21 protein-coding genes are annotated in these 23,612 nt (G+C 54.8%); 12 read left to right on the top strand and 9 right to left on the bottom strand.

From position 1 onward, the window contains the following. The first annotated feature begins 84 nt into the window (after positions 1-84). The 3 genes from ACHZBF_RS02175 (at position 85) to ACHZBF_RS02165 (ending at position 3,170) form a co-directional block, all read left to right on the top strand. A complete protein-coding gene (locus ACHZBF_RS02175) occupies positions 85-723 on the top strand; it encodes a glutaredoxin family protein (protein WP_321527519.1) in 639 nt (212 codons plus the stop codon). Positions 724-1,007: 284 nt separating this feature from the next. Next, positions 1,008-1,607 carry a glycine zipper 2TM domain-containing protein gene (locus tag ACHZBF_RS02170; protein WP_321527518.1) on the top strand — a complete coding sequence of 200 codons (600 nt, stop codon included), beginning with the start codon at positions 1,008-1,010 and terminating at the stop codon, positions 1,605-1,607. Between the two features lie 153 nt (positions 1,608-1,760). After that, positions 1,761-3,170: a peptidoglycan-binding protein gene (locus tag ACHZBF_RS02165; RefSeq protein WP_321527517.1), complete on the top strand. Its 1,410-nt coding sequence runs from the start codon at positions 1,761-1,763 to the stop codon at positions 3,168-3,170. Positions 3,171-3,221: 51 nt separating this feature from the next. Here ACHZBF_RS02165 and ACHZBF_RS02160 read toward each other — a convergent pair whose 3' ends face one another. The 3 genes from ACHZBF_RS02160 to ACHZBF_RS02150 all read right to left on the bottom strand — a co-directional run bounded on the left by ACHZBF_RS02160 (position 3,222) and on the right by ACHZBF_RS02150 (position 7,112). Continuing rightward, on the bottom strand, positions 3,222-4,937 hold the full coding sequence (locus tag ACHZBF_RS02160) for a CHASE2 domain-containing protein (RefSeq protein WP_321527516.1): 1,716 nt from the start codon (positions 4,935-4,937) through the stop codon (positions 3,222-3,224). A gap of 149 nt (positions 4,938-5,086) precedes the next feature. Next, complete coding sequence (locus ACHZBF_RS02155) at positions 5,087-5,908, bottom strand: SDR family oxidoreductase (protein WP_029133911.1); 822 nt, start codon at positions 5,906-5,908, stop codon at positions 5,087-5,089. Positions 5,909-6,173: 265 nt separating this feature from the next. Beyond that, positions 6,174-7,112, bottom strand: a complete 939-nt coding sequence (locus ACHZBF_RS02150) for a hypothetical protein (RefSeq protein ID WP_273441028.1) — start codon at positions 7,110-7,112, stop codon at positions 6,174-6,176. 61 nt (positions 7,113-7,173) lie between these two features. Between ACHZBF_RS02150 and ACHZBF_RS02145 the strand changes: the two genes are divergently transcribed. Beyond that, positions 7,174-7,467, top strand: a complete 294-nt coding sequence (locus ACHZBF_RS02145; RefSeq protein WP_321527515.1) for a hypothetical protein — start codon at positions 7,174-7,176, stop codon at positions 7,465-7,467. 372 nt (positions 7,468-7,839) lie between these two features. After that, complete coding sequence (gene boxA, locus ACHZBF_RS02140; protein WP_321527514.1) at positions 7,840-9,057, top strand: benzoyl-CoA 2,3-epoxidase subunit BoxA; 1,218 nt, start codon at positions 7,840-7,842, stop codon at positions 9,055-9,057. On the opposite strand, the gene ACHZBF_RS02135 is transcribed toward boxA, so the two are convergent. Then, a complete protein-coding gene (locus ACHZBF_RS02135; protein WP_273441025.1) occupies positions 9,051-9,179 on the bottom strand; it encodes a hypothetical protein in 129 nt (42 codons plus the stop codon). The genes boxA and ACHZBF_RS02135 overlap by 7 nt on opposite strands. A gap of 348 nt (positions 9,180-9,527) precedes the next feature. Here ACHZBF_RS02135 and ACHZBF_RS02130 point away from each other — a divergent pair, with 348 nt between their 5' ends. From ACHZBF_RS02130 to asd, 3 genes are all read left to right on the top strand, one after another. Then, positions 9,528-10,895: a substrate-binding protein gene (locus tag ACHZBF_RS02130; RefSeq protein ID WP_273441024.1), complete on the top strand. Its 1,368-nt coding sequence runs from the start codon at positions 9,528-9,530 to the stop codon at positions 10,893-10,895. A gap of 136 nt (positions 10,896-11,031) precedes the next feature. After that, the gene (locus ACHZBF_RS02125) at positions 11,032-11,847 is read left to right on the top strand and encodes a sulfurtransferase (RefSeq protein WP_273441023.1); all 816 of its coding nucleotides are present in this window, start codon (positions 11,032-11,034) and stop codon (positions 11,845-11,847) included. A gap of 72 nt (positions 11,848-11,919) precedes the next feature. Then, positions 11,920-12,831: an archaetidylserine decarboxylase gene (gene asd, locus ACHZBF_RS02120; RefSeq protein ID WP_335342937.1), complete on the top strand. Its 912-nt coding sequence runs from the start codon at positions 11,920-11,922 to the stop codon at positions 12,829-12,831. Between the two features lie 267 nt (positions 12,832-13,098). Here asd and epmA read toward each other — a convergent pair whose 3' ends face one another. Together epmA and efp are read right to left on the bottom strand one after the other, a co-directional pair. Beyond that, positions 13,099-14,127, bottom strand: a complete 1,029-nt coding sequence (epmA, locus tag ACHZBF_RS02115) for an EF-P lysine aminoacylase EpmA (RefSeq protein ID WP_394707542.1) — start codon at positions 14,125-14,127, stop codon at positions 13,099-13,101. Beyond that, the gene (gene efp, locus ACHZBF_RS02110; protein WP_288107029.1) at positions 14,102-14,674 is read right to left on the bottom strand and encodes an elongation factor P; all 573 of its coding nucleotides are present in this window, start codon (positions 14,672-14,674) and stop codon (positions 14,102-14,104) included. Before efp ends, epmA begins: the two co-directional genes overlap by 26 nt. A 35-nt stretch (positions 14,675-14,709) precedes the next feature. Here efp and epmB point away from each other — a divergent pair, with 35 nt between their 5' ends. The 3 genes from epmB to ACHZBF_RS02095 all read left to right on the top strand — a co-directional run bounded on the left by epmB (position 14,710) and on the right by ACHZBF_RS02095 (position 19,850). After that, entirely contained in the window at positions 14,710-15,717 is a 1,008-nt protein-coding gene (gene epmB, locus ACHZBF_RS02105; protein WP_321527513.1) for an EF-P beta-lysylation protein EpmB, read from the top strand. A gap of 221 nt (positions 15,718-15,938) precedes the next feature. Then, a complete protein-coding gene (locus ACHZBF_RS02100) occupies positions 15,939-17,702 on the top strand; it encodes a hypothetical protein (RefSeq protein WP_321527512.1) in 1,764 nt (587 codons plus the stop codon). Between the two features lie 60 nt (positions 17,703-17,762). Beyond that, a complete protein-coding gene (locus ACHZBF_RS02095) occupies positions 17,763-19,850 on the top strand; it encodes an EAL domain-containing protein (RefSeq protein WP_029133920.1) in 2,088 nt (695 codons plus the stop codon). Between the two features lie 68 nt (positions 19,851-19,918). Here the strand turns inward: ACHZBF_RS02095 and ACHZBF_RS02090 are convergent, their stop codons facing one another. Continuing rightward, positions 19,919-20,506 (bottom strand): hypothetical protein, encoded by a 588-nt coding sequence (locus ACHZBF_RS02090; RefSeq protein ID WP_321527511.1) that lies wholly within the window; start codon positions 20,504-20,506, stop codon positions 19,919-19,921. A gap of 376 nt (positions 20,507-20,882) precedes the next feature. On the opposite strand from ACHZBF_RS02090, the gene ACHZBF_RS02085 reads away from it, so the two are divergent. Continuing rightward, positions 20,883-21,962 carry an SUMF1/EgtB/PvdO family nonheme iron enzyme gene (locus ACHZBF_RS02085; RefSeq protein WP_321527510.1) on the top strand — a complete coding sequence of 360 codons (1,080 nt, stop codon included), beginning with the start codon at positions 20,883-20,885 and terminating at the stop codon, positions 21,960-21,962. Positions 21,963-22,092: 130 nt separating this feature from the next. On the opposite strand, the gene ACHZBF_RS02080 is transcribed toward ACHZBF_RS02085, so the two are convergent. Beyond that, on the bottom strand, positions 22,093-22,854 hold the full coding sequence (locus tag ACHZBF_RS02080; RefSeq protein ID WP_029133922.1) for an ABC transporter ATP-binding protein: 762 nt from the start codon (positions 22,852-22,854) through the stop codon (positions 22,093-22,095). Continuing rightward, complete coding sequence (locus ACHZBF_RS02075; protein WP_037375422.1) at positions 22,851-23,609, bottom strand: ABC transporter ATP-binding protein; 759 nt, start codon at positions 23,607-23,609, stop codon at positions 22,851-22,853. The genes ACHZBF_RS02080 and ACHZBF_RS02075 overlap by 4 nt, the downstream gene beginning before the upstream one ends. Positions 23,610-23,612 lie beyond the last annotated feature (3 nt).

The raw sequence follows: 23,612 nt of genomic DNA, 5'->3' as shown, positions 1-23,612 counted from the left end.
TGTCGGTCTATTAACAAGATGGGCTCAAACATTCAGTAGTGCATTGGCCCCAGAGAAACCGCCGCTTTCATCAAAGGCAAGCATATGGAAAACCATCGGATCGTAGTCACCCTGTTTCGCTGGGCGGGTGCCTGGGGACCGTTCAAGGTCAACATCCCCTGTGGCGAACGTTCATTATCCAAAGATGTCATTCTTGACACACTATCCACAGAACTGGCTGGAATACCGGTCGATCTGGATATTCGGGAGTGGTTAAGCGAGTGGTGGAAACCGCTATTGAAAGGAGGATGGCATGCACCCATCGTTATGGTCGAGGGCAAGGTGATCGCCCAGGGCCATGCCCTCAATCGTGGCGTTCTCACCCAAGCTGTCATCGAGGCCTATTCACATACAGCCGTGGTCACCGGCAATCATCTGTTTGGCAAGGAAAGTTGTCCGCACTGCAAACGCGCCAAGGGATACCTGGAAAAGGCCGGCATCAGCTACACATATCATGACGTAGTCAAAAACCCCCATGATCTTTATGAGATGCTGGCAAGGGTCAAACCCATCATCGGGCCCAAGACACCGATCACCGTTCCCCAGATCTGGATTGAAGGTAGCTACATCGGTGGCGCCGACCAGCTAAGTAAAATCGTCCAGCAGAACGTGACTCCAAATTTTGATCGCGGTAAGTGCTCTCTATCCCCTGAAAATCGGAAACTAGCCGAAGACCCAGCTTAAACCGCCATCTTCTGGGTACCGCATCCGTCAGTATTCCTGGCAAAACCTTGCCGCTGCGCATCCCTTTCTGCAAGGATGTGGGGAGTCCGAACGGATTCTAATACATCACTCTTTTGTCGAATGTTTATCGAATCTGTGCGGTTGTATTCCCGTCGCCTGCCGCCAAGCACGCATCAACACTACCTTACGCAGGGTTGTATCAATCCGCTTATCCTCATTTGGTCTAGAATAATAAATAGCCAATCGCCGCAGCGAATCGGCTAGAACCGAAGAAGGAGAATGCGATGATGCAGACTTCCAGGCACCTGTTTTCAGCTCTCCCCGCATTTTTGCCAACAAATAGAAAGGCCGGCGCAAAGGAGCCTCTTCCAAGCCAACGATTCAGGCCAGGCGTTGAAGCAACGAAGCAAAAATATCTCCCCATCATTTTTGCTGGTGTCGTCGCCCTACTCTCCAACGGCTGTGCCAGCAACGGATCGGACAAACAGACGATAGGCGCTATAACCGGCGCTGTTATCGGCGGTGTAATTGGCAACCAGATCGGCAGTGGCAGCGGCCGGACGCTCGCAACTGGTGCAGGGGTTCTTCTCGGCGCACTCGCAGGTAGCCGAATCGGCAGTTACCTGGAGGAGCAGGACCGCATGAAACAAGCAAAGGCTACCGCCGAGGCGCTCGACAACACGGAACGGAATGAGGTGGCCTGGCAAAATCCCGACAGCGGTGTAAAGGGAACGGTCGAGGCCGAACCCGTCGTAGTCGATAGGCAGGCCAATCTGCAGTGCCGCGTGGTAAAGCAGAAAGTCCGACTGTCGGACGGCCAGACAATGGATGAAGACCTGAAGTTCTGCCGGGGACCCGGAGACGACTGGGAGCTCTCCACATGATTATCGGCAAACCGGTTTCACCCCCCTTTAACCAGGCACCATTGTCACGGCAGTCATATCCATTCCCAATCACCGACACGATAAGTCGAGGCTGACCCCTTGATACGCAACGGCACAAGCCAGCACTGTAATATTTTGGTGATCGCTTGGGCCTTGCTAACGCTCGCCCTTGCGCCCAATGCGCAATCTGCAGACCAAAATGCTGGTGACGCAGGCATCAAGATTGTCCTGCGCAATGCAGTATCCGGGGATCGACCCGCCGACCCTGCTGAGTTCGCGGATATTCTCATCGTCAGGGATCGTCGATCAATCCCGGTTGTGCCCAACATGCGCCTGCGTCCGGGCGACCTTGTTTCCACCGGCAATCTTGAAGCGGTAATTACCTTCAACGGTGACGAAAAAGAGCTTATCGTTGGCAGTAACAGCCAGATTGACATCCTGAACCCTTCGATCAGAGCGGTTATCGGTGAGGTGGTCGTGAAAATTAAAACCGGGGTGACCAAAGCAGCCACCGCAACACGTGACCTGTTCCGTGTTGAAGGCGAATTCGTCCGCGCAGCGGCCGAGGGCACGATTTTCTATTTCCGCGCTTCAGCGGAGGCAACGGAGGTCCGTGTCTTCGAGGGGCGGATACGCATGGAACCCAATCTTGACGAGGCGGAATCACTCTTGCTGGAAGCGGGGGAAATCGCGACCTACCAGCCGAATAAAACACCGGTAAAACACCGGATGAGCAGCGACCAGATCAATGAGATCCTGGTTAAGGTACGTCGGGTCGAGCATGCAGTCCCGCCCTATTCGGGGCGCCAGATCATGCCGCCGCCAGAACCGCAACCGGTGGTACCAAAGCCACCCGACACCCCGGTGATTACTGCGTCAACAGACAGACCTGAACTCGTCCGGGAGGTAAAACGTCTGCTGCTTGCATTGGGTTACGACCCGGGTCCACTGAACACAAACGAGAACGAATCCACCACGGCCGCCGTACGCGCATTCAAACAAAGTCGTAATTTGCCCGGACCGGCGCAAATTGATGAGCCACTCGCCCGAGTGCTGAGAACTGAGAAAAATGCACTCGACAGACGCCAGCCGCTGCCACCGCTGGACCGCGGATCGATTAAAGGCATAGATGCAGCCGCGGGCAAAAAAGTATACACAAAGAACGTCATGACGGCCGATGAGCTGATCGAGTGTATTCGCCAGGACCAGCGGGCCGAAGCAGGGAAATCAGCACTGGACGCGACCATGGCAGAGCTGGATGCCAGAAAAAAGCTACTGGAGAATTTGGCAGAGGCACTGGATCAGCTGTATAAAAATCTGGATCGATCCGATCAGACCGCCGTGGACAGCTACAATGCAAGAATTACCGACTACCAGTTACTGGCAGAAAAATTCAATACAGAAGAGATTGGAAGACACAGAGAGCTGTTGAAGTCGTACAACGACGCACTGAATGCATGCGAAAAGATGTGCGCCAACCGGCAATACTATATTGATGATTACCTGGTGGCGCGGGATACACTTCGATTGAAAGAGCCGCACGACTCACGCTGCGGGATATGACCTGACGGCTGTTGAAAAGAGGAATTGCCACAACAGTGGCCATGTCACCTTTCATACCAGCCACTTGGTGGAAAAACGCCGGAACAACAGGTACGCGACAGTCAGGGTAAACAGGTCGTAGGCAGTGTGTAGCAGAAGATTCTCCTCGGCGACCAGATAAACCGATAACAGCAGATATAAAAACATCAGCACAGCGAATACCAGACGACGAAAATAAGCGGGCCTGCCAAACAGCTTTATTCCCAGCCAGGCCCCCAGGCTGGATATTGCCAGCATCAGAAAAACCTGAGGGTAGACGCCCAATGGCCGGACTATCCGGTTTGTTACAAGCGTGTTGATCGCATCGGCGTATAGTTCGTAACCGTAACGCTGTTCCGGCCCGAGGCCGTAGGCAACAGTAAACTCCTCTTCGGGGGCCTCAAGGCCAACAATTACCGTTCGCCCCCGGATTATGTTTCCGTCAAATTGACCGGCCAGGACGGCGTTCATATCTATACGCCTGTCATATGCACGTAACGCCACCAAAGGACTGAGACGCAACAGGATCAGCGCCGACTGCGTATCTGGATTCATTGCCTTACACCCTTTGGGCGTTGCGTGAATCCGCTCCAGCAGGGAGATCGGGTATTGGAGTTTCCTTCCATCGCCTGCGGCAAGCGTCAGCGAGTTCGATTCCGGGTTGAGGGAGTCGACGGAAACCCGTCCGGCAGCTCCCAGCAATGCGATACCCGGAAGACTGCTAATCCGATCCGGTTCATTCCTGGATTCCGCCTCCCGGTAATTCATCGCTATCGGCATCATCATCGTGTAACCGAGGCGTCTGCCCACGCAGACCAAGCCGAGCCCACCGACTGATTCCGCCAGTATTTTTACCGCCCGCGGCTTTCTCTCTTCCAGCTCAGCGAACCCGAAGAACACGCTTGTTCCCGCATCTGCCGCCGCCTCGAATGCGGCCGATAACGTTTCATCCTGATCACGTGATTCATGAAAAACAAGATCCAGGAGGATGGCGCCGGCACCGGCTTCAGTAAGTCTGGATATCAGTTCGGCGTAGGTGGCGCGGGCAGAGGGTGCATGCGTATTAAAGGTTCCGGGTATGGCAACCAGCGATACATTTGCTTCGAGCTGCGCGGGGAAGAGCATATCGGCCAGTGCGAGCGACCATGTGGTGGTGCGCGTCTCCAGGGTGAAGAGATCCAGAAGACCGACCCACAGAATAACCAGCATCAGCAGCGTAATTGCCGGAACCGACCAGCGCTTGGACCGTTCCAGCACGCGGCGTCCCTGTTCCCAACGCAGCTTCTCGCGCAGGCCGCGCCCGGTTATCCGGGCGATCAGATTCTCCAGGTCGGCATTAAAGGTCTCATGCCGAATACTGAGTGTCTGCATCCCGGCAAGCGGGGAGAGTAGCGCGGGCAGCTCTTCGTTAGCCAGTGGCGGGACATCCTCGAGCAGCACGGGTATCAGTTTTTTTTTCTTCTCCAGCGCTGACGCTATCTCCCACCTGGTCACGTCATCGGGATTGTCAAGACGTCGAACCCCGTTGGGTTCGGTCATCGTCAGCCATTCGCGTCCGATGAGGACTATCATGATATCCGATGAATCTATTCGCGCACCGAGCACATTGCGCCAGTTTTCACCGGCAGGAATACCCTCGACATCCATGAAAATATCCCAATCCGGCTGCGCGGCCCGCAGACGGTCGTATACCAGCCGGGAGTAGCCGGAACTCTCTTTTCGCCTGTAACTGATAAAGACTTTTTTCATCAACCCGCCTTGCACGGAACAGGACCGACGGCGCCAAAATGGGTCGAGTCCCAACCAGGATTGGTTGGATCCATTTCAACCTGCTGACCCGGATAACCCCGAATCTCGTCTGCAGCCAGCGGCACGCGCTATTGGACGGATTTGTCCAATCAATCTAAAAACAGGTCCTGGTACAATTTTCCCTTGGGATTGACAGCATACTGAGCGAAATCCGTGATTCCCGTTTCGGTCAAGACTTCGTCGTCGATAAAGAAATTACCCGTACATTCGCGGCTTTTACGTATCAGGATAGCGTAGGCGGCGTCGGCCACAATAGCGGGCTTGCGACAATTCTCAGGCTTTACCATATCACCGAGCATGGCGACTGCCGCCGTGTAGATTACAGTGCGCGGCCATAGCGCATTGACCGCCACACCCTGCTTTCGAAACTCCTCCGACATGCCCAGAACGCACATACTCATGCCGTACTTGGCAATGGTGTAAGCAGTATGATTTTTAAACCAGTGAGGCTTCATTAACAGCGGCGGGGACAGCGTAAGGATATGCGGATTCTCTGCCTTGAGAAGATGCGGCAGACAGGCCTGAGAGCTCGCAAAGGTTCCGCGGGCATTGACCTGGTTCATCAGGTCGTAGCGTTTCATCGGCGTCTCCAGCGTGCCGGTGAGACTGATGGCACTGGCGTTGTTGACGAGAATGTCGATGCCGCCAAACAGATCCACCGCCTGACGCACCGCCTCAGCAATCTGCGCCTCATCACGAATATCGGTCTGCACCGGCAGCGCCTTGCCGCCCGCCGCCTCAATCTCCGCTGCCGCAGTGAAGATAGTCCCTGGCAGCTTGGGATGAGGTTGGATGGTCTTGGCGGCGATAACGATATTGGCCCCGTCCTGTGCGGCGCGCAATGCAATTGCCAATCCAATGCCCCGCGTAGCGCCGGTAATGAAAATGGTCTTACCCTGCAAAGAGCCCATGTTATCTCTCCTTACGCCTGTGCCACCGAAACAAAACGCTACAGTGCAGAGTTTTCGTTTTGGCGATCGATTTTGAAGCGACTAGCCTTTCCGATCAGGTATTCAAGCACTAATAAAGAAAGATAGCCCCTGATCTTGATGGTGTCGATGCTCAGAGTGTGCTGAGCATCGACACCATATGCTGATCGGCTGTTTGTAGTGGCACATAGATAGTGCCCATGGTGAACAGGACATCACGCGGCTAAAAAACCGCTATGAGCCTCGATCATCTATCAGGGCTCATGGCGGCAAAACTCTTATCCTTCCATTCTCCGCCAGCAGCCAGGACCAGGGATTTATTTATCGCATCCGGCGTCGCCATAATCTGGGTAAACCCATGCTCGCCGACCATTCTCAGATCAGGAAAATTAACGGCAATTCGAAAGCGTGGCGCCAGTGCAACCACCTCTCTACCGACAACCAGAAGTTCGTAGGGCAGATGGGCCGTCTGCTTGAGCGCCTTGTAATCGATCACTTCCATCACCCGCCTGTCGTCCGCCATCCCTTCAGAGAGGGCGACACCAAACACAGATATATCCGAATGAGGAATATCGAGCCTGTAGACCAGACTGGTCCCACCACGGCCATTGGCGAGGGAGGCCTCCACAGCATTGAGCGCCTCCCGGTGGCTGTCGTATCGTGCCAGGTCCAGCGGGTCATCGAAATATTCCATGCCAAACGTGTAGTGGTATTTGCGCAGTTTTCTTGCTGTCAGCCCCTTGGACCCAAAATATTCAACCGCCCCCAACGCGGCCGCCAGTTTTTTAGTCACTGGTCCAACGTCACCCGACACCCGGTAGGCATGGGCAAAATAGTCTGGATTGGTGTAGGCGATCTGAAGGCCTTTTTTCGTCTGGGTAATGGCCACGCGCTGCGCTGACATATAGGCGGCGTTGGATTCTCCTGCGGCCAGAGCAATTAGATCGTCATTGGTCACAATGACGATATGTGCCTGCTCATAGGGGGTGTATTCCCCCACCACTGTAAACTGCTGAGCCTCCAGCGCCTCTTTTACCCGCTCAACGGTGGACGCAAAGTCACTATCCGAACCGTTTGCCAGGACAAAGGGTTTGAGTTTCTCTGCAGCAAAGCTACTGGAAAAAACACTCAACAAAACCAGAAACGTGTATACAAGCAACCCGAAACGGGACATAGCTGATCTCATCTCCACTCCTCCCTTGGTTTTTTGCATTTTTCCCGGTGATAGCCCGGGGGATCGGCTAACTTTGAACGACCCTGTTTACTTAGTTATTATCTATGTGGGCATTGTCGCCTTGCCCAACGGCAAAAACTTTTTTTGTCAGGTGCGCTGTAACGATTACCTGCCTGGCGGCTGCTCCGGCACCGTCCGCTCCCGGCTCATTATCGCAATAACGGATCCTTACATCTGGGGGGAGAGCAGTGATGAACAACCGCTGCTTGATTCAAACCGCCTGCCTCCGTCCTCAAAAACAGGGATAGGATTTTGCTTTCAGCAAATACCCAAGGTGCCGCCCAACCCCCGCTACAGCACTTTGTAACATAGCTGTGTTTATAGCCAGTGACCAGAACTACGTCCATTTTATGAGAACTTGCTTCCGTTTCATCAAGCATCCTCCATCTCTGTCAGGATTTCAAGTACTGCATCCGTTTTGGCCTATTCAGGCAGAATTGGCCGGACAGGTTTAGATTCCGGATAAACCACGCGGATTAGCTGTGTTCACCTGCCACCCCGAAGCAAGCACTACAATTAAAGCAGAGATTGTAAGGATGTAAATTCAATTTGACTCTGCTCTAATGAAGCGCATCTCTATGCTTACGTTATCGGTTATGCCATCCATACTCTGTAGTACTGATACGAAGACCCTTTTTTATCGGTTTGCTGACAAACCACCACGACTGGTCAACGCGCAATGAAACTTTTACGTCAACACCTGATTGATCCGGAAATCTGTATTCGCTGTAATACCTGTGAAGAAACCTGTCCGGTAGATGCCATCACGCACGATGACAATAACTATGTGGTGGATGCAGCCAAATGTGATTATTGCATGGATTGTATTTCACCATGTCCGACTGGCTCGATTGATAACTGGCGGATGGTAACAACAGGTTATTCTATTGAAGAGCAATTCTCCTGGACTGAGTTGCCTGCAGCAATTGACCATGGAGAAGCCGCTTCAGCTGAGTCACAACAACAGGAAGCGAATGAGGAGGATGCCAGCGAAATTCTGAAAATCGCACACTCTGGCGAGAGTGGAAAAGTACTGCCTCCAGCGTCTGCAGAACGTCCCTATATCAATATATACAATCGTGAAAAACCGATGGTGGCGCGCGTTGCGGGTAATTTTCGTCTGACCGATGCAGACAGCGAGTCGGATATCCGCCATATTATTCTGGACTTCGGTGATCGCACCTTCCCCGTGCTGGAGGGACAGAGTATCGGCATCATTCCTCCCGGAACGGATGAAAAAGGCCGTCCCAACCTGGTGCGACTATATTCCGTCGCCAGTCCACGTGATGGTGAGCGTCCTGGAGCCAACAACCTCTCACTGACCGTTAAGCGCGTGGTTTTTGAGCAAGATGGCAAAACGGTTCGGGGCCTGGGCTCAAACTATGTGTGTGATTTAAAGAAGAATGACGAAGTGCTTGTCACCGGTCCATTTGGCGCTACTTTCCTGATGCCTAATTCATCCAGCACTAATCTTATTATGATCTGTACTGGCACCGGCTCTGCGCCATTTCGCGCCATGACCGAGTACCGTCGCCGGCATCTACCCGACGCTGAGGGCAAACTGCTCCTCTATTTTGGTGCCAGAACACCCGGTGAACTACCCTATTTTGGACCGCTCAATAAACTGAGTGACCGGTTTATAGACAAGCAGTTGGTTTTTTCCAGGCTTCCTGATGCACCTAAAGAGTACGTGCAGGACCGCATGGTTAGCCAGTCAAAAAAACTTGCACCCCTGATGGCCTCAGAGGACACCTACATCTATATCTGCGGCTTGAAAGAGATGGAAGCAGGGGTTGAAGAAGCGTTTGAAAAGATCTGCATTGATAACGGCTCAAGCTGGAGCGATATAAAACTGGCAATGAGACAAAGCGGCCGTTATCACGTTGAAACCTACTGATTGTTTTGCTGCTCCAAAAAATAGCGCGTGTATAATTGGTTAGTACGGTTGGCCTCGCCACCCGGCAGCAGACGCAAAAAGCCGCTGGAGCCCGCAGCGGTTTTTTTGCCCGTCAGCGGCATAACCCACTCTGATCATACGCGGCCCACCAGGTCCATCAGAGGCAGATTCCGCGAGACGCCTCACGAAATCCACCGCCCCCGGCAATAAGTCTCAATTTATCCGCACCCCGGCCGATGTACTGTTTATGCCGGGTCGGTAATCACAACTGATGCCCGCAAGCAGCAAATGCAATATATTACAATGCCGTAAGGCCTCGTTCTCTCTTTTGTTCAGTGAGTTAGTAAGCAGTCTCGTTGTTCCTGACAAGAGTTCAACAGGCTGCCGTATGTCCGGTTCCCCCCGAACTGCATTGAGCGAATACCTAATAACGAGATGGGCCAGAGCCCAAGTGTGAGGATGAGATAGAGATGACAGATCACAGTTCTGACAAGTTCAGCACCCTTTCCCGGCGCGGATTCATGAAGCTGGGCGCCGTATCGATCGCCGCCGCGGCCAACACCCCGATGTTCTTTGTCAAGGATGCCTGGGCCGAGCAGTCCATAGGCAACTATCCGGTTAGAGGCAAAACGGTAAAATTCGGCTTCAACTACCCCCAGAGCGGCGCCTACGCCGATGAGGGGGCCGACGAGGGACGCGCCTACAAACTGGCTGTTCAGCACATCAATAACGGGGGCGGGATGCTCAACACCCTGCAACCACTTGCCCTGAAAGGCAACGGGATTCTGGGTAAAAAAGTCGAATACGTGATTGGCGATACCCAGTCCAGCCCCGGGCCGGCACGCACCAGCGCCCGACGCATGATTGAACAGGACGGTATTATCATGTTCTCCGGCGGCTCATCCAGTTCTGTGGCTATCGCTCAGCAGTATCTGGCGCAGGAGAAAGGGGTGATTTTCATGTGCGGCCTGACCCACTCCAATGACACAACGGGTAAAGACCGGCGCCGCTATGGCTTCCGCCACTTTTTCAATGCCTACATGAGCGGCAAGGCGCTGGCGCCGGTACTGGCGCGAAATTACGGCAATGACCGGCGCGCCTTCCATCTGACCGCGGACTACTCATGGGGACATACCCAGTATGCATCGATGAAGGAGTTCACCGAAAAAGAGGGATGGACCACGGTGAATAACATCATGACACCGCTCGGTTCCAGCGACTTCTCCATGTTTATCACCGCCATCCTTAACTCCGACGCGGATGTGCTGGTCCTCAACCACTATGGGAAGGACATGGTGAACTCTCTGACCCAGGCCGTGGAGTTCGGATTGCGTGATCTGCAGAAAAACGGCAAGACCATCGAGGTGGTAGTGCCACTGTTTAGTCGCGTCATGGCCAAAGGCGCCGGTGCCGCCAATATCGACGGGGTTTTCGGCACCACCGGGTGGAACTGGACCCTGCAGGATCCGGGCTCCCAGGCTTTTGTCAATAGCTTCACCAAGGAGTATGGCTTTCCCCCGTCGCAGGCAGCCCACACCTGTTATGTACAGACCCTGCTCTACGCCAACGCCTGCGAGAAGGCCGGTACCTTCTACCCCCCCGAAGTGATCAAGACCCTGGAAAATTCCCGCTATGCCGGCATCGGACCGGGAGAGACCTTTTACCGGGGAGAAGATCACCAGTGCTTCAAGGACATGCTGGTGATGAAAGGTAATGGACCCGACAAAATGACCGGACAGTATGATCTGCTGAAGATAGTGGAGCAGGTCAAGGGAGAAGACACAGTCTACGACCACAACACCTTCAGCGGCGAACTGGGCCCTTATATTCCCGCCTGAAATATCCGCCTCGTTACCGCCCGGCAAGGAGAAACCGGGCGGTAACCTCACTCACCCCGGCCAGATCCATACTTGAAAGCAGGCAATCCTGCCACCATTATCCTATTTTGAGAGCCGACCCGCCGGACTACCGACCATGAACAGACCCGATCTGCCGCTGATCCTGGAACCTGAAACCCTCGAACCATTACTGGGTAACGACAATCTGTTGCTGGTCGACCTGACCAAGCCAGCCACCTACACCGAGTTTCACATCCCCGGTGCGGTCTACCTCGATTACGGGCAAATTGTTGCCATGCGCAAACCGACCATGGGCCTGTTACCGGAAACAACCGTGCTGGAAAACTGTTTCTCATCCATCGGGATCGATGACTCGGTCCATGTGGTCGCCTATGACGATGAAGGCGGCGGCAAGGCCGGCCGACTGCTCTGGACCCTGGAAACGATGGGACACAACCACTTCTCTCTGCTGAACGGCGGCCTCCATGCCTGGGCCAATGAAGGCCATGCAATGGAACGGACAGCAACAATCCCCAACCCCAAAGTGTTCCACGCCCGGCCCAGCAACACCCCGGTGGCCAATGCGGAATATATCCAGCAGCACCTTGGTGAAACCGGCTTTGCCTTGCTGGATGCCCGTAGTCCGGATGAATACAACGGCCTGAAACGCTATGCGGAAAAAGCCGGACATATCCCCGGTGCCGTCAACATGGATTGGCTGCTCGCCCTGGACCAGCAGCGCAATCTGCGCCTGAAACCCGAGGCCGATCTTCAGGCAATATTGACCGAACTGGGGATTAACCAGAGCCAGCAGATCGTAACCTATTGCCACACCCATCACCGCTCATCCCTCACCTACATCATGCTCAAATCGCTTGGCTACCAGCGGGTAAAGGGATATCCGGGCTCCTGGTCGGACTGGGGTAACCGGCCGGACACGCCGATTGCCTGATATCTGCGTTTACCTGATGGAACGATGCCGGTAGTATCCCCCTCTATCCGACAACCCACGGAATCGTTGTAGATGAATCACCATCCTGAGAACACGGCCAAAGAAGCCGGCCTGGTCGACAAGCTGTTTGCCTTGCTGCTCTACCTGCTACCCCACCACCTCCTGTCGCAAGCCATGCACTGGCTGACCCGGATAGAGTGGCCACCTCTCAAGGACCGGCTGATCAAGGGGGCGATCCGGCTCTACCGGGTAGACATGGGCCTGGCCGTGCAACAGGACCCGACAGCCTATCCCAGCTTCAACGCCTTCTTTACCCGGGCACTGCAGCCCGCGGCGCGTCCGCTTGCCGGGGAACCATCCGCCGTCCTCTCGCCGGTCGATGGCGCCGTCAGTCAGCTCGGCAGGATAGAAGACGGCCGAATCTTCCAGGCCAAGGGACAGAGTTACACACTGCGGGAATTGTTGGGCGACGACAGCGAATGGTGCGAGCGGTTTGCCGAAGGCCATTTCGCCACCCTCTACCTCTCACCGAGGGATTACCACCGCATTCACATGCCGCTGGCCGGCGAGCTGAAAAAGATGCTGCATATCCCCGGCCGGCTGTTCAGTGTCAGCCCCTCCACAACCCGGGTGGTACCACGCCTGTTCAGTCGCAACGAGCGAGTAATCAATCTGTTTGAAACCGAGCATGGCCCGATGGCCGTGATCATGGTGGGAGCGATTTTCGTGGCCAGCATGGATACGGTCTGGGCAGGCACGGTCGCACCGCTCTCACGACGCATCAGCCAGTGGCGCTACGGCCAGCAGAAGCCGGTTGAACCTGTCACCCTGGACAAAGGCGAGGAGATGGGCCGCTTCAACATGGGGTCAACCGTGGTACTGCTGTTCCCGAAAGATGCCATCGAGTGGAGCGATCAGTTGTCCGCCGACACCAAGGTTCAGATGGGCCAGCAGATCGCCACCCTGACAAGGTCGACCGGCTAGGAGTTTGTCGGGCTTGACCGATCGTAGCGAGGGAAAGCCGATTTGTTCCGCACATCCCTGTGCTCCACCCCTTCGGGGTTGGCACGTCAATCGCTCCAGGCGATTGAATGAGACAGATTTTTTGATCTTTCGAGGCGAAGAGTGGTGCAGGGATGCACCGTTTACGGACCTAAGGATGGAATAGTGGACCTATTCAACGAGGAAGATCGGAAAATATGGCCAAATCCGGCTTTTCCGCAGTAGATCAGTGTTAAGTCCGACAGGCTCCTAGGCACGCTCCAGCGGAAAGGCCAATACCTGGCTGATCTGCTCCGCACCGGCCAGCTGCATGATCAGGCGATCAATACCCAACGCCACACCTGCGCAATCCGGCAAACCCAGTGAGAGTGCCTCGATCAACTGCCTGTCCATCGGCACATCCGCTTGACCGGCGGCCGATCGGGTCTGTAGATCCTGTTCAAAGCGGCGCTGCTGTTCGGCCGCATCGGTCAATTCGTGAAAGCCGTTGGCCACCTCAATCCCGTTGATATAGAGCTCAAACCGCTCCGCCACCGGCGGGTTGCCCGGCCGAACCCGGGACAGGGCCGCCTGGCTGGCCGGGTAATCATAGACAAAGCAGAGACCCGGCCCCATGGCCGGCTCCACGCAATGGGTCATCAGCAGATCCAGCCAGGCATCCCGGTGCGGCAGATCCAGTCGATCCACCCCCGACACCCCCTGGTTCAGGGCGCAGTCGCGCAGTTGCCCGGCCGAAGCCTGATGGGGGTCCAGCTGCAGCTGCTGCTGAAACAGCGCCTGATAGCTGATGCGCCGCACAGCCAGCGGTTCCGACATCAGCGCCTGCACCAGTTGCTCCACCTCATCCATCAATCGGTGATGATCAAAACCGGGGCGATACCACTCCAGCAGGGTGAACTCGGGATTGTGCAGGCGACCCGATTCTCCGTCCCGGAACACCTTGCATATCTGATAGATCGCGCCGGAACCGGCGGCCAGCAGCCGCTTCATGGGAAATTCTGGCGAGGTATGCAGATACAACGGCAATCCGGCCGGCGCTCCCGGCCCGGTGTAGCGGGTGACCAGGGATTCTATGGCGGGATCGGTCGTCGCTGATCGGGAGCAGACCGGCGTTTCCACTTCCATGACTCCCTGCCGGTGAAAAAACGTCCGGATCGCCGCTAACACCCGGGCTCGCATCCTGAGCATCTCTAAGGAAGCCGCAGGATACGCCCCGGAATCCGGTTTACCGTTGTTCAAGCGGTTGACCAACTCACTCTTCTTTGGCCCGGGAGACATATTCACCGGAACGGGTATCCACCTTGATCAGTTCACCTGTCTGCACAAACAGCGGCACCCGCACCACGGCACCGGTCTCCAGGGTTGCCGGCTTGCCACCACCACCTGAAGTGTCGCCCTTAAGGCCCGGATCGGTTTCCGTGATGGTGAGATTGACGAAATTGGGCACCTCGACAATGATCGGCGCACCGTTCCACAGGGTGACGGTGCACATATCCTGATCCTTGAGCCATTTCACCGAGTCACCGACCGCGGCCGCATCGGCGCTCACCTGTTCAAAGGTATCCGGATGCATGAAATGCCAGAATTCGCCATCCGAATAGAGATACTGCAGATCCATCTCCATCACGTCGGCGGCCTCGACGGACTCACCCGACTTGAAAGTGCGTTCGATGACGCGACCGGTTTTCAGATTACGTATCTTCACCCGGTTAAATGCCTGGCCTTTGCCGGGCTTCACGAATTCGTTTTCAATGATGGAGCAGGGGTCGCCATCCAGCATGATTTTTAGCCCACCCTTGAACTCACTGGTACTATAAGTTGCCATCTTGTCCTCACCAAACAACCGACTGGAAAACGCGCATGATACATCGAATAGAGCCTGTATGTCAGACTCCCCTGTGGCAGCAATCGCTGGCGAACGCCTTCAGCGATGTTGATGCGTTTATCGAATTCCTTCATCTGGACAAGGCGATATTACCCGCAGCGCGGGCCGCGGCGGGACTCTTCGGTCTGAGAGTCCCCAGGGAGTTTGCCGAGCTGATCCACAAGGGAGATCCCGGCGATCCCCTGCTGCGGCAGGTCCTGCCCATCGGTGCGGAAAATCTGCCCGCACCCGGTTTTGTCCGTGATCCCGTGGGCGATCTTGATCAGTCGATCATTCCGGGGGTACTGTCCAAATATCAGGGGCGACTGTTGCTGATCGCCAATGGCAGTTGCGCCGTCAACTGCCGCTACTGTTTCCGCCGTCACTATCCGTATCAGGAAGCCACCGCTTATCGACAGCGTTGGCAGGAGGCCCTTGATCACATCCACCAGGCGGAGAAAATCGATGAGATTATCCTGAGTGGCGGTGACCCGCTGACCCTGAGCGATGGCAAACTCATCGAACTGGTCAGCCGGCTGGAGACCATCCCGCACCTCAAGCGGTTACGCATTCATACCCGGCTGCCGGTGGTAATTCCCTCACGCCTGACGCCCGAACTGACGCGTTTGCTCACCGGCGGGCGTCTGCAGCCGGTACTGGTGCTGCACATAAACCACGCCCGGGAAATTTCCCCCGAACTCTCCAGCGGTTTGGTCCCATTGAAGCAGGCTGGCGTCACCCTGCTCAATCAATCCGTGCTATTGAAGGGTGTCAATGACAGTACGGCTACCCTCAGCGCGCTCAGTCTTGCGCTGTTCGATGCCGGTATTCTCCCCTATTATCTCCATCTGCTTGACCGTGTGGCCGGTGCTGCACACTTCGAGGTAGGCATAGGACATGCCCGACAGCTGCAGGAGGAACTGCGCGCCTATCTGCCCGGTTACCTGATGCCCCGAATGGTCAGGGAGGAGGCAGGAGCCCCGGCCAAACAGCCGGTATTCTGACCGGCAAATACCTCTCGGAGGCAAGGCAACAGCGTAGTCCGTACCCATTTACAATAAAATTTTTATTGTAGTAGGATCTGAACCTGCCGATAAAACACTGTACACTACACACGGCCAAATGGCCGTTGAATTCCATTTACCAGAACAGTAACGATTTCATGGAGATACAGAACACTCTCGGTTTTACCACGCCTGAGCGCTCAAGCGCGCCCGCAGGCTCGATGCTACTGAGCCCTAAGGAGGCCGCCATCTGGATAGGCAGTCTGCCGATGGCCAATGTCGGAGAGACCTCGCGACAGGTATTCAAGGCGCTTGTTGAATTCAATAGAATCAACATTCCCAATCTGGATCGAATTAAAATAGCCGAGCTGTTCCGGCGGCCGGTCGGTTACATATCCGACAATCTGCGCAAATACTACTACGACTCGCCCTTCCCCCTTTCGGCAAAAAGCCGCAAGATCGCCGTACTCAACCGCGAGCTCTATACTGAACTGGCCCTCGCCTACAAAATCTTCATCGAAACAATGATTTCCGGTGGATCAGGGAAATTTGACCGCAAGCTACTGATTATCGCCATCCATCGGGCAATGCGCTTTCTCACAACGGTCATCTATCAGTCGATGATAGTTTATGATCCGATTCCAGTGACTGTATGGAAAGAGCTCCACCGTCTATACGCCTACGCCGAACAGAACCAAATACATGAACTGGCGGTTAAGGATGGCAGAAACGATGACAAGGTCAGCAGCATCGCCGCCCTGTATAAACAGGCGTTGCTTCTCTCCGTCTGCTCACCCTACCGGATGCGGCAGCGTGAAATTGAAACTGTAATGCAATCTATGGAGCATTGGGGCAGCCTCACAACGCTGAACAAGCCGGCCAAGGAACCACTGGATCACTTTGACTTTGTCGTAAGACTCTCCACAGACTCTCCCCCCCTGCACAATGCGCTGGAAACGGATGAGGCAGCCAATCTCTGCCGAATACTGAACACTCAACCCCTGGTACAAATGTTGCGGGAAACCTTTGATCAAGTGCCGCAGGAGAGTGGCAGCAACGGTGCGAATCGAACAGAACCGAAACTATCAAGACACCTGCTGCGGCAGTTGATTCGGATTCTAAGCTCAGAACCAAAAAGGGAGTTTGTTCGTACCAAACTGAATTTTGAGTTGAAAGTGGCGGTTGGAATAACCGCAATCTACAGTCTACTCACAACAGAAAAAGTATCGCACGAACCAGCAACGGCACAACGAACCGGCAGCGACCTGGACTGGATAGATCAACCAACGAGTAATCTGCCCAACCCGTCGCTATATACAGTAACGGAACACAAACTGGCCCTGGAAGGGTTTGATGAATCCATTCAGGAGACCATCATTGCGAGCGGCTTTGGTGAGTCAGGCTGCCGACAGGACGGCACCCCCATTTGGGCAGCCCGACCGACAGAACAGCAGCATGAAACCTTCGCCTGCAAAACCAGCAATGAAAGCGCCGGTGGCTACTGCATCAACTGGCAGGGCAGCAACGCACCCAAGATAAAGATCGGCGAGGTGATTGGCGTACAGTCGGCAACTGTCAAGAACCAGTTCGCGATCGGTATCAGCCGCTGGATGAAAAACCAGCCTGGCCAGGGACTGCAACTCGGCATGCAGATGATTGCACCGAATGTCACTGCTGTACTGATTCACCACCTGGAAGGCGGCAACCCGGCCGGCCATCCCCAAAAAAGCCTGCTGCTGCCGGAACTGAGAGCTTCTGAACTCCCGGCCAGCCTGATATTACCCACACTGCCCTTCAAGACTGGTGATCTGATCATGATCGACCAGGCTGGCATTGAACGAAAGGCCAGGCTCACGCATCTTGTAGAGACAACCGGGGCATTTGCCCAGTTTTATTTCACCTACCTCAACCCACAGCCAAGCTTTGGAGACGACCCGTTTAACGACGATGAGGCGGATTTTGACAATATCTGGCCTGTGCTGTAGTCATGCCTAACTAATATAATCACATGTAGGCATCTTAATAACATTGGACACTTGCCACTTATGAATGGATATCCCGAGACCGACATACCGATCAGACTTCTGATAATTGAGTCCTCCCTCAATGAGGCAGAAGCCCATATCAGTACGCTGCGAAATGCCGGCCTGGTTGTCCATCCTACCGTTGCCGTGGATGACGATGCACTGCTCGATATTGCCGACAACGAAAAGCCCGAACTGATCCTGCTTTCCCTGACCGACACTACTGATAAGCTGACCGCCACTCTCAAGCTGTGTCGGGCGGCTTTCCATGACGCGCCCTACGTTATTCTTTACAAGAATCCTGAAACTGACCCCGACACCTTGCTCCAGATCATGCGTGACGGGGCAAGGGATGTGGTTTGCACCAGCGACCCGGATCATCTGCAATTGGTGGTCATGCGGGAATCGGAAAATCTTTCCATACGCAAGGAGTTGGCATTAACCCAGCAAAAACTGAAAGAAGCGGAAGCTCGCTGTAACACCCTCATCGCCAGCTCACAGGACGCCATCGCCTACATCCATGAAGGGATGCACATGCAGGCGAACCCGGCCTATCTGCAGATGTTCGGCTATGTCGATATGGGTGAACTGGAGGGGCTGCCCATCCTCGACATGATCCCGGCGAAGGACCACAAAAGCATTAAGGCCTTTCTCAGAACCCTGGGCAACGAGCATGCGGAGCTCAATATTGCCTGCCAGAACAGCGCCGGAGAAACTTTTGATGCAAAACTGGAGTTCTCTCCAGCCACCTATGATGGCGAACCCTGTACCCAGCTCGTCATCCGTAATGAAGCACAGAACAAGGAACTTGAACAGACCATAGAGCTGCTGAGCAACCAGGATGCCCAGACAGGCCTGGCAAATCGCCAATATTTCATGGCCAAAATGGAGCAGCAGATCGCCACATTGCGCGAAACGGGAGGAGGCTGTTCACTGTTCTATATCGTTATTGATGACTTCAGGGAGATCAGAGCTGAAATCGGCATTACCGCAAGCGACAATCTACTGAAGGAACTGGCCGGAATCCTCAGCCGTAACATAGATAAAAGTGATCTGCTGTCACGCTTCGGCGACCACTCATTTACCATTTTGAGCACCAAGCAAAACCCGATTGACGCAGAAACCATGGCGGAGCGGCTACGCCTGCTGATCGAGGAGTTTGTTTATCAACAGACCAATGTCACCTGCTGCATCGGTATCAGCCTGCTTGACCAGGAGATCACGGGAAGCCAGGATTTTATTAACCGCGCCTATCACGCCTACGAGGCGGCCCGCAACAGCGGCGGCAACCGCTACTCACTCTATGACGCCAGCGAGATGCAGGCCAGTTACGGGGAAGACAACACCGGCGATGAGGCTCGGATCAATGAACTGATACAGCACGCCCTGGAAAACGACCGATTTCGCCTGGTCTACCAGCCTATCGTCAGCCTTCAGGGGGACAGCCGGGAACACTACGCGGTTCTGACCCGGTTACTGGATAACAATAACGAGGAGATTCTTCCCGACTACTTTATCCGGCATGCCAAGCAGGGTGAGCAGATGGCGAAAGTGGATCGCTGGGTCATCAACAAGGCCATTGAAGAGCTCGCGGAACAGCGCACGGAAGGTAAAAAAGTCAATTTCTTCATCAGCATCTCAAGCGCCGGCCTGGAAGATGAAGGCATGTTGCTATGGATCTGCGACTGCCTGCGCAAGCACAGGGCCAAAGGCCCCTGGATCACCTTCCAGATACAGGATAAGGAGCTGCGTAACCATATCCAGACTGCGAAGAAGCTGATTGAAGGCCTGAAAAAGATCAAATGCCAGTTGGCCATTGATCAGTTCGGCGCCAGCCCAAAGGCGGAGACCCTGTTAAAACATCTGCCGGTGGATTTCGTAAAATTCGATTTTGAACTGATGCAGGACCTGGCCTCCAAGCAGGAGCAACAGGATCATCTGAATGAATTGAATGCCCTGGCCAAGCAGCACAATATCAAAACCATCGCCATGGGGGTGGAGGACGCCAACAGCCTGGCCATTCTCTGGACCGTCGGCGTCAATTACATTCAGGGTTATTTTCTCCAGGAACCATCGGAAAACATCTCGTACGAGTTCAGTTCCGCGTAGTCCTCGCTCGATTTGGAACACTGCCCCCGGGCCGGGGAAGCCCCAGTCGCCCGCGGTTCGCCAGTTTCTCAGTCGATTGCGAAACAGTAGAACAACCCATTACCACCTGTAGCCTTCAGCGCTTCCAGTCCGCAACCACGGGAGCTGTGGGAAGCGTTCCAGGACCGGGAAGGTGCATCGTCCCGCAAACCGATGCGGTCATGATGTCCGACAAAAGCACTTCCCTCGCCACTGCTGGTCCAGTCACTACAGGTCTGCCCCTCATTCAGGGTTCCGTCCGGGTTTGAACCGGTAAGTATGTCATGCATATTTGGCGAATCGCCCCGGCCATTCACCATCTCGCCCTGTTCGGTCAGCCCCGTTTCTTTATTTATGCCATTGGCTTCCGAGTGCAGTCCTGCCAGATCACTGGCAATCATGACACCCTTTATATTGTGCCAGGGCCCCATGCCGATCCGGTCCCGGGCATTCTCCCGTGAACTGCTCAGGTAGGCTCGCCAGGTCTTTCCACCCACACCTGCCGAGGCTGCCAGTTGCTGGCAGTGTGCATCCGCGCCCTCCAGGCCACCCAGATCGGCCCCCTGCCCCGGCCCATTACTGGTGATGAAAAAACTCGCTGCGTTCTCGGCCGATTGCAACGGCATTGAAACTGACATAACCAACAGACACATAACGAATGTCCTCATGAGATTCCACTCCTGTTCAGCATATCCGGGAATAACCAACCCTGGCTTATGCCAGGCTCTAATCTTCGTACAACCAGCACACAAGACTCATCAGCAATAGTAGACCAGCAGAAAGGATCTGCAGACCTTAAATCCAAAATCGTATTCTCCCGCTCCAGGCACGCCAATAACAATATTCCACGGCCCAGACGGGCAGCTGATCATGCGCAACGATAGCCGCTACCCATAAGAACCGGGTGTAGGGGGCAGTCAGCAAACCTTTTCAACTCAAAGGAGACGGAGTGAAACCATTTTATGTATTATGGGAGAAATCTTTAGAATCGATCACCGGAGTAGCTGCTGACCCATGCAGTGCGCCAACTGCCATCATCAGATTGAAGATCCGGAAGCGCTGTTCTGTGCCCAATGCGGTCAATCCCTTTGCCGTGAGGGACACTGTTGTTACTGCGGAAAACAGCTGCACCAGAAGGCCAACTTCTGCGACCGTTGCGGAGCACCGGTAACGGTCAATCCACCTCTCCAAAATGTGTCCGTGCCCCCCCTATTCAAAAAAACTCTCCGGCAGGTCGCCCCCCTCAAGGGCATCATTCAGGAAGAGGTCCGGCACCATGTTGAACAGGCACAGGTTAAACGGAGCATTGAACGGGCAATCCAGAGAGAAAAAGCCCATCAAGCCAAGCTGCTCAAGTGCGGACTGTGCGAAAGCGACTGGATCGGCATTGCGGGTGGCAAGTTTATTATGGGGTCGCCGCTCGACGAGAAAGACCGTTTTGAAAATGAACGTCAACATGAGGTACATGTTGGCCGCTTCGAGATGCTGAAGACACCGGTCACCTTTGCCATGTTTGATATCTTCTGCGACGAGGTGAGGCGCAACCGACCCCGCGATGAGAATTGGGGCCGGGGAAACCGGCCTGTCATCAATATTACTTACTGGTCGGCCATGGACTACTGCGACTGGCTGTCAAAGCAGACCGGCGCCAATATCCGCCTGCCGACCGAGGCCGAATGGGAATATGCCTGTCGCGCCGGAACCAACACTGCATTCTGGACTGGAAAGAGCATTTCGCCCGGGCAAGCGAACTTTGATGGAAACTATACTTATTGCGGGAGTGGCAAGGGGGCATCTCGAGGCCAGACGACAGCGGTAAACGAGTTTCCTGCCAATCCCTGGGGATTGCACGACATGCACGGAAACGTCTGGGAATGGTGCGCCTCTATCTATGATGAACTATACAGCGGTCTCGAACAGATGGATGCCGGCCATCTGGACGATGATCTTCGGGAACGAGTGGTCAGGGGCGGCTCATGGCACAACGTACCGGGCGGGCTGCGCTCTGCCTCGCGTAACAAACTGATGCCGAATTATCACTATCTCAGGATCGGCTTCCGAATAGTCCGCGACGTGGAGCAAACTTCGCATTAATGCTCTATCGGCCGGCACAAGGGGAGATCAGCCGTTAAGCGTTTTCATGGAATTGACGCGATGTGACACAAAAAGTCCGCGATACTCCATTCGAATACCGCGGACTCTGCAGACATAAGCCAGCGCCAGATCAGATCGCCAGATACTGCTGGCGCAGATCCTCGTTATCCAGCACTTCCTGGGCAAGACCATCAAACACAACCTGGCCCATATCGAGGATAATCGCCCGGTCCGCCAGACGCAGGGCGGCTACCGCATTTTGCTCGACAATAATGGTGGTGATGCCGAGCTTTTTGATTCCATCGACAATCCGCTCGATCTCATGCACGATCACCGGCGCCAATCCCTCGTAGGGCTCATCCAGCAACAACAGCTTGATGTCTCTGGCCAGGGCACGGGCCACTGCCAGCATCTGCTGTTCACCACCGGACAGCGTGGTGGCTTCCTGGGCACGACGCTCGGCCAAACGCGGGAAGTGGTCATAGATGCGTTCAATACTCCAACCGATGGGCGGGGCGATCTGTGACAGGATCAGATTCTCCTCGACCGTCATGCCGGCAATGATGCGGCGATCTTCCGGAACCAGGGCGACCCCGTTCTGCGCAGCCTCATGGGATTTCATGCTGTGCAGCGGTTTGTGGTCGAGCCAGATCTCCCCGTGGGTCACCTGTGGGCTATCCACCCGGGCAATAGAACGTAACGTGGATGTCTTTCCGGCACCGTTGCGGCCCAGCAGGGCCAGAACCTCGCCCTCGCGGACGTCGAAGCTGACTCCCTGCACGATATAGCTCTCGCCATAGTAGGAGTGGATATCCCAGCAGGAGAAGAACGCCGGATCAGAACCGGCCCGGGTAACCGGAGTGACCCGGTGCGTTGTGCTGTATTTACTCATAGCTCAGCCCCTCCCAGATAGGCTTCCTGAACCTTCGGATTACCACGGATCTCATCCGGTGTGCCACTGGCGATAATCCGACCCTGGGCCAAAACACTGATCGTGTCAGCAAGGCTGAACACCACGTGCATATCATGCTCGATAATAATCTTGGTCATGCCGCGCTCTTTGATCCGTTTCAGCAGATCAATGGTTCGGTTGGTATCGTGGCGCGCCATGCCGGCGGTCGGCTCATCCAGCAGTAGCAGCCGGGGATGCTGCACCAGTCCCATGGCCAATTCCAGGCGACGCTTGTCACCCCGGGACATGCTGCCCGCGTGCTTATGGATATGCTCTCCCAGCCCCATGTCCTCCAGTATGTGTACCGCGTCCGCCTCTATCGCCTTCTCCGAAGCCAGACTGACGAAGGCATTAAACTTGAACGTGCCGTCACGCCTGGCCAACGCAGGGATCATCACATTTTGCAATACCGTCAGATCGGGAAAGATTTCCGGAGTCTGAAACACCCGCACCATACCGGCATGATTGATCTCATGCGGCTGCATGCCGATCATGTTTTTGCCTTCAAACTCCACGGTCCCGCTATCAGGTATCAGACGACCGATACAACAGTTGAGCAAGGTGGACTTGCCGGCCCCATTGGGGCCGATAATGGCGTGGGTCTTACCCTCTTCAATATCCAGATTGATATCACCCAGGGCATGCAGCCCGCCAAAAGTTTTATCGACATTTTTGATGCTTAATACAATACTCATCAC

This window comes from Sedimenticola selenatireducens (assembly GCF_963675335.2).
Lineage (GTDB): Bacteria > Pseudomonadota > Gammaproteobacteria > Chromatiales > Chromatiaceae > Sedimenticola > Sedimenticola selenatireducens.
Note: the sequence above shows the minus strand (reverse complement) of the source record. Positions and strands in the feature narration are given on the sequence as shown.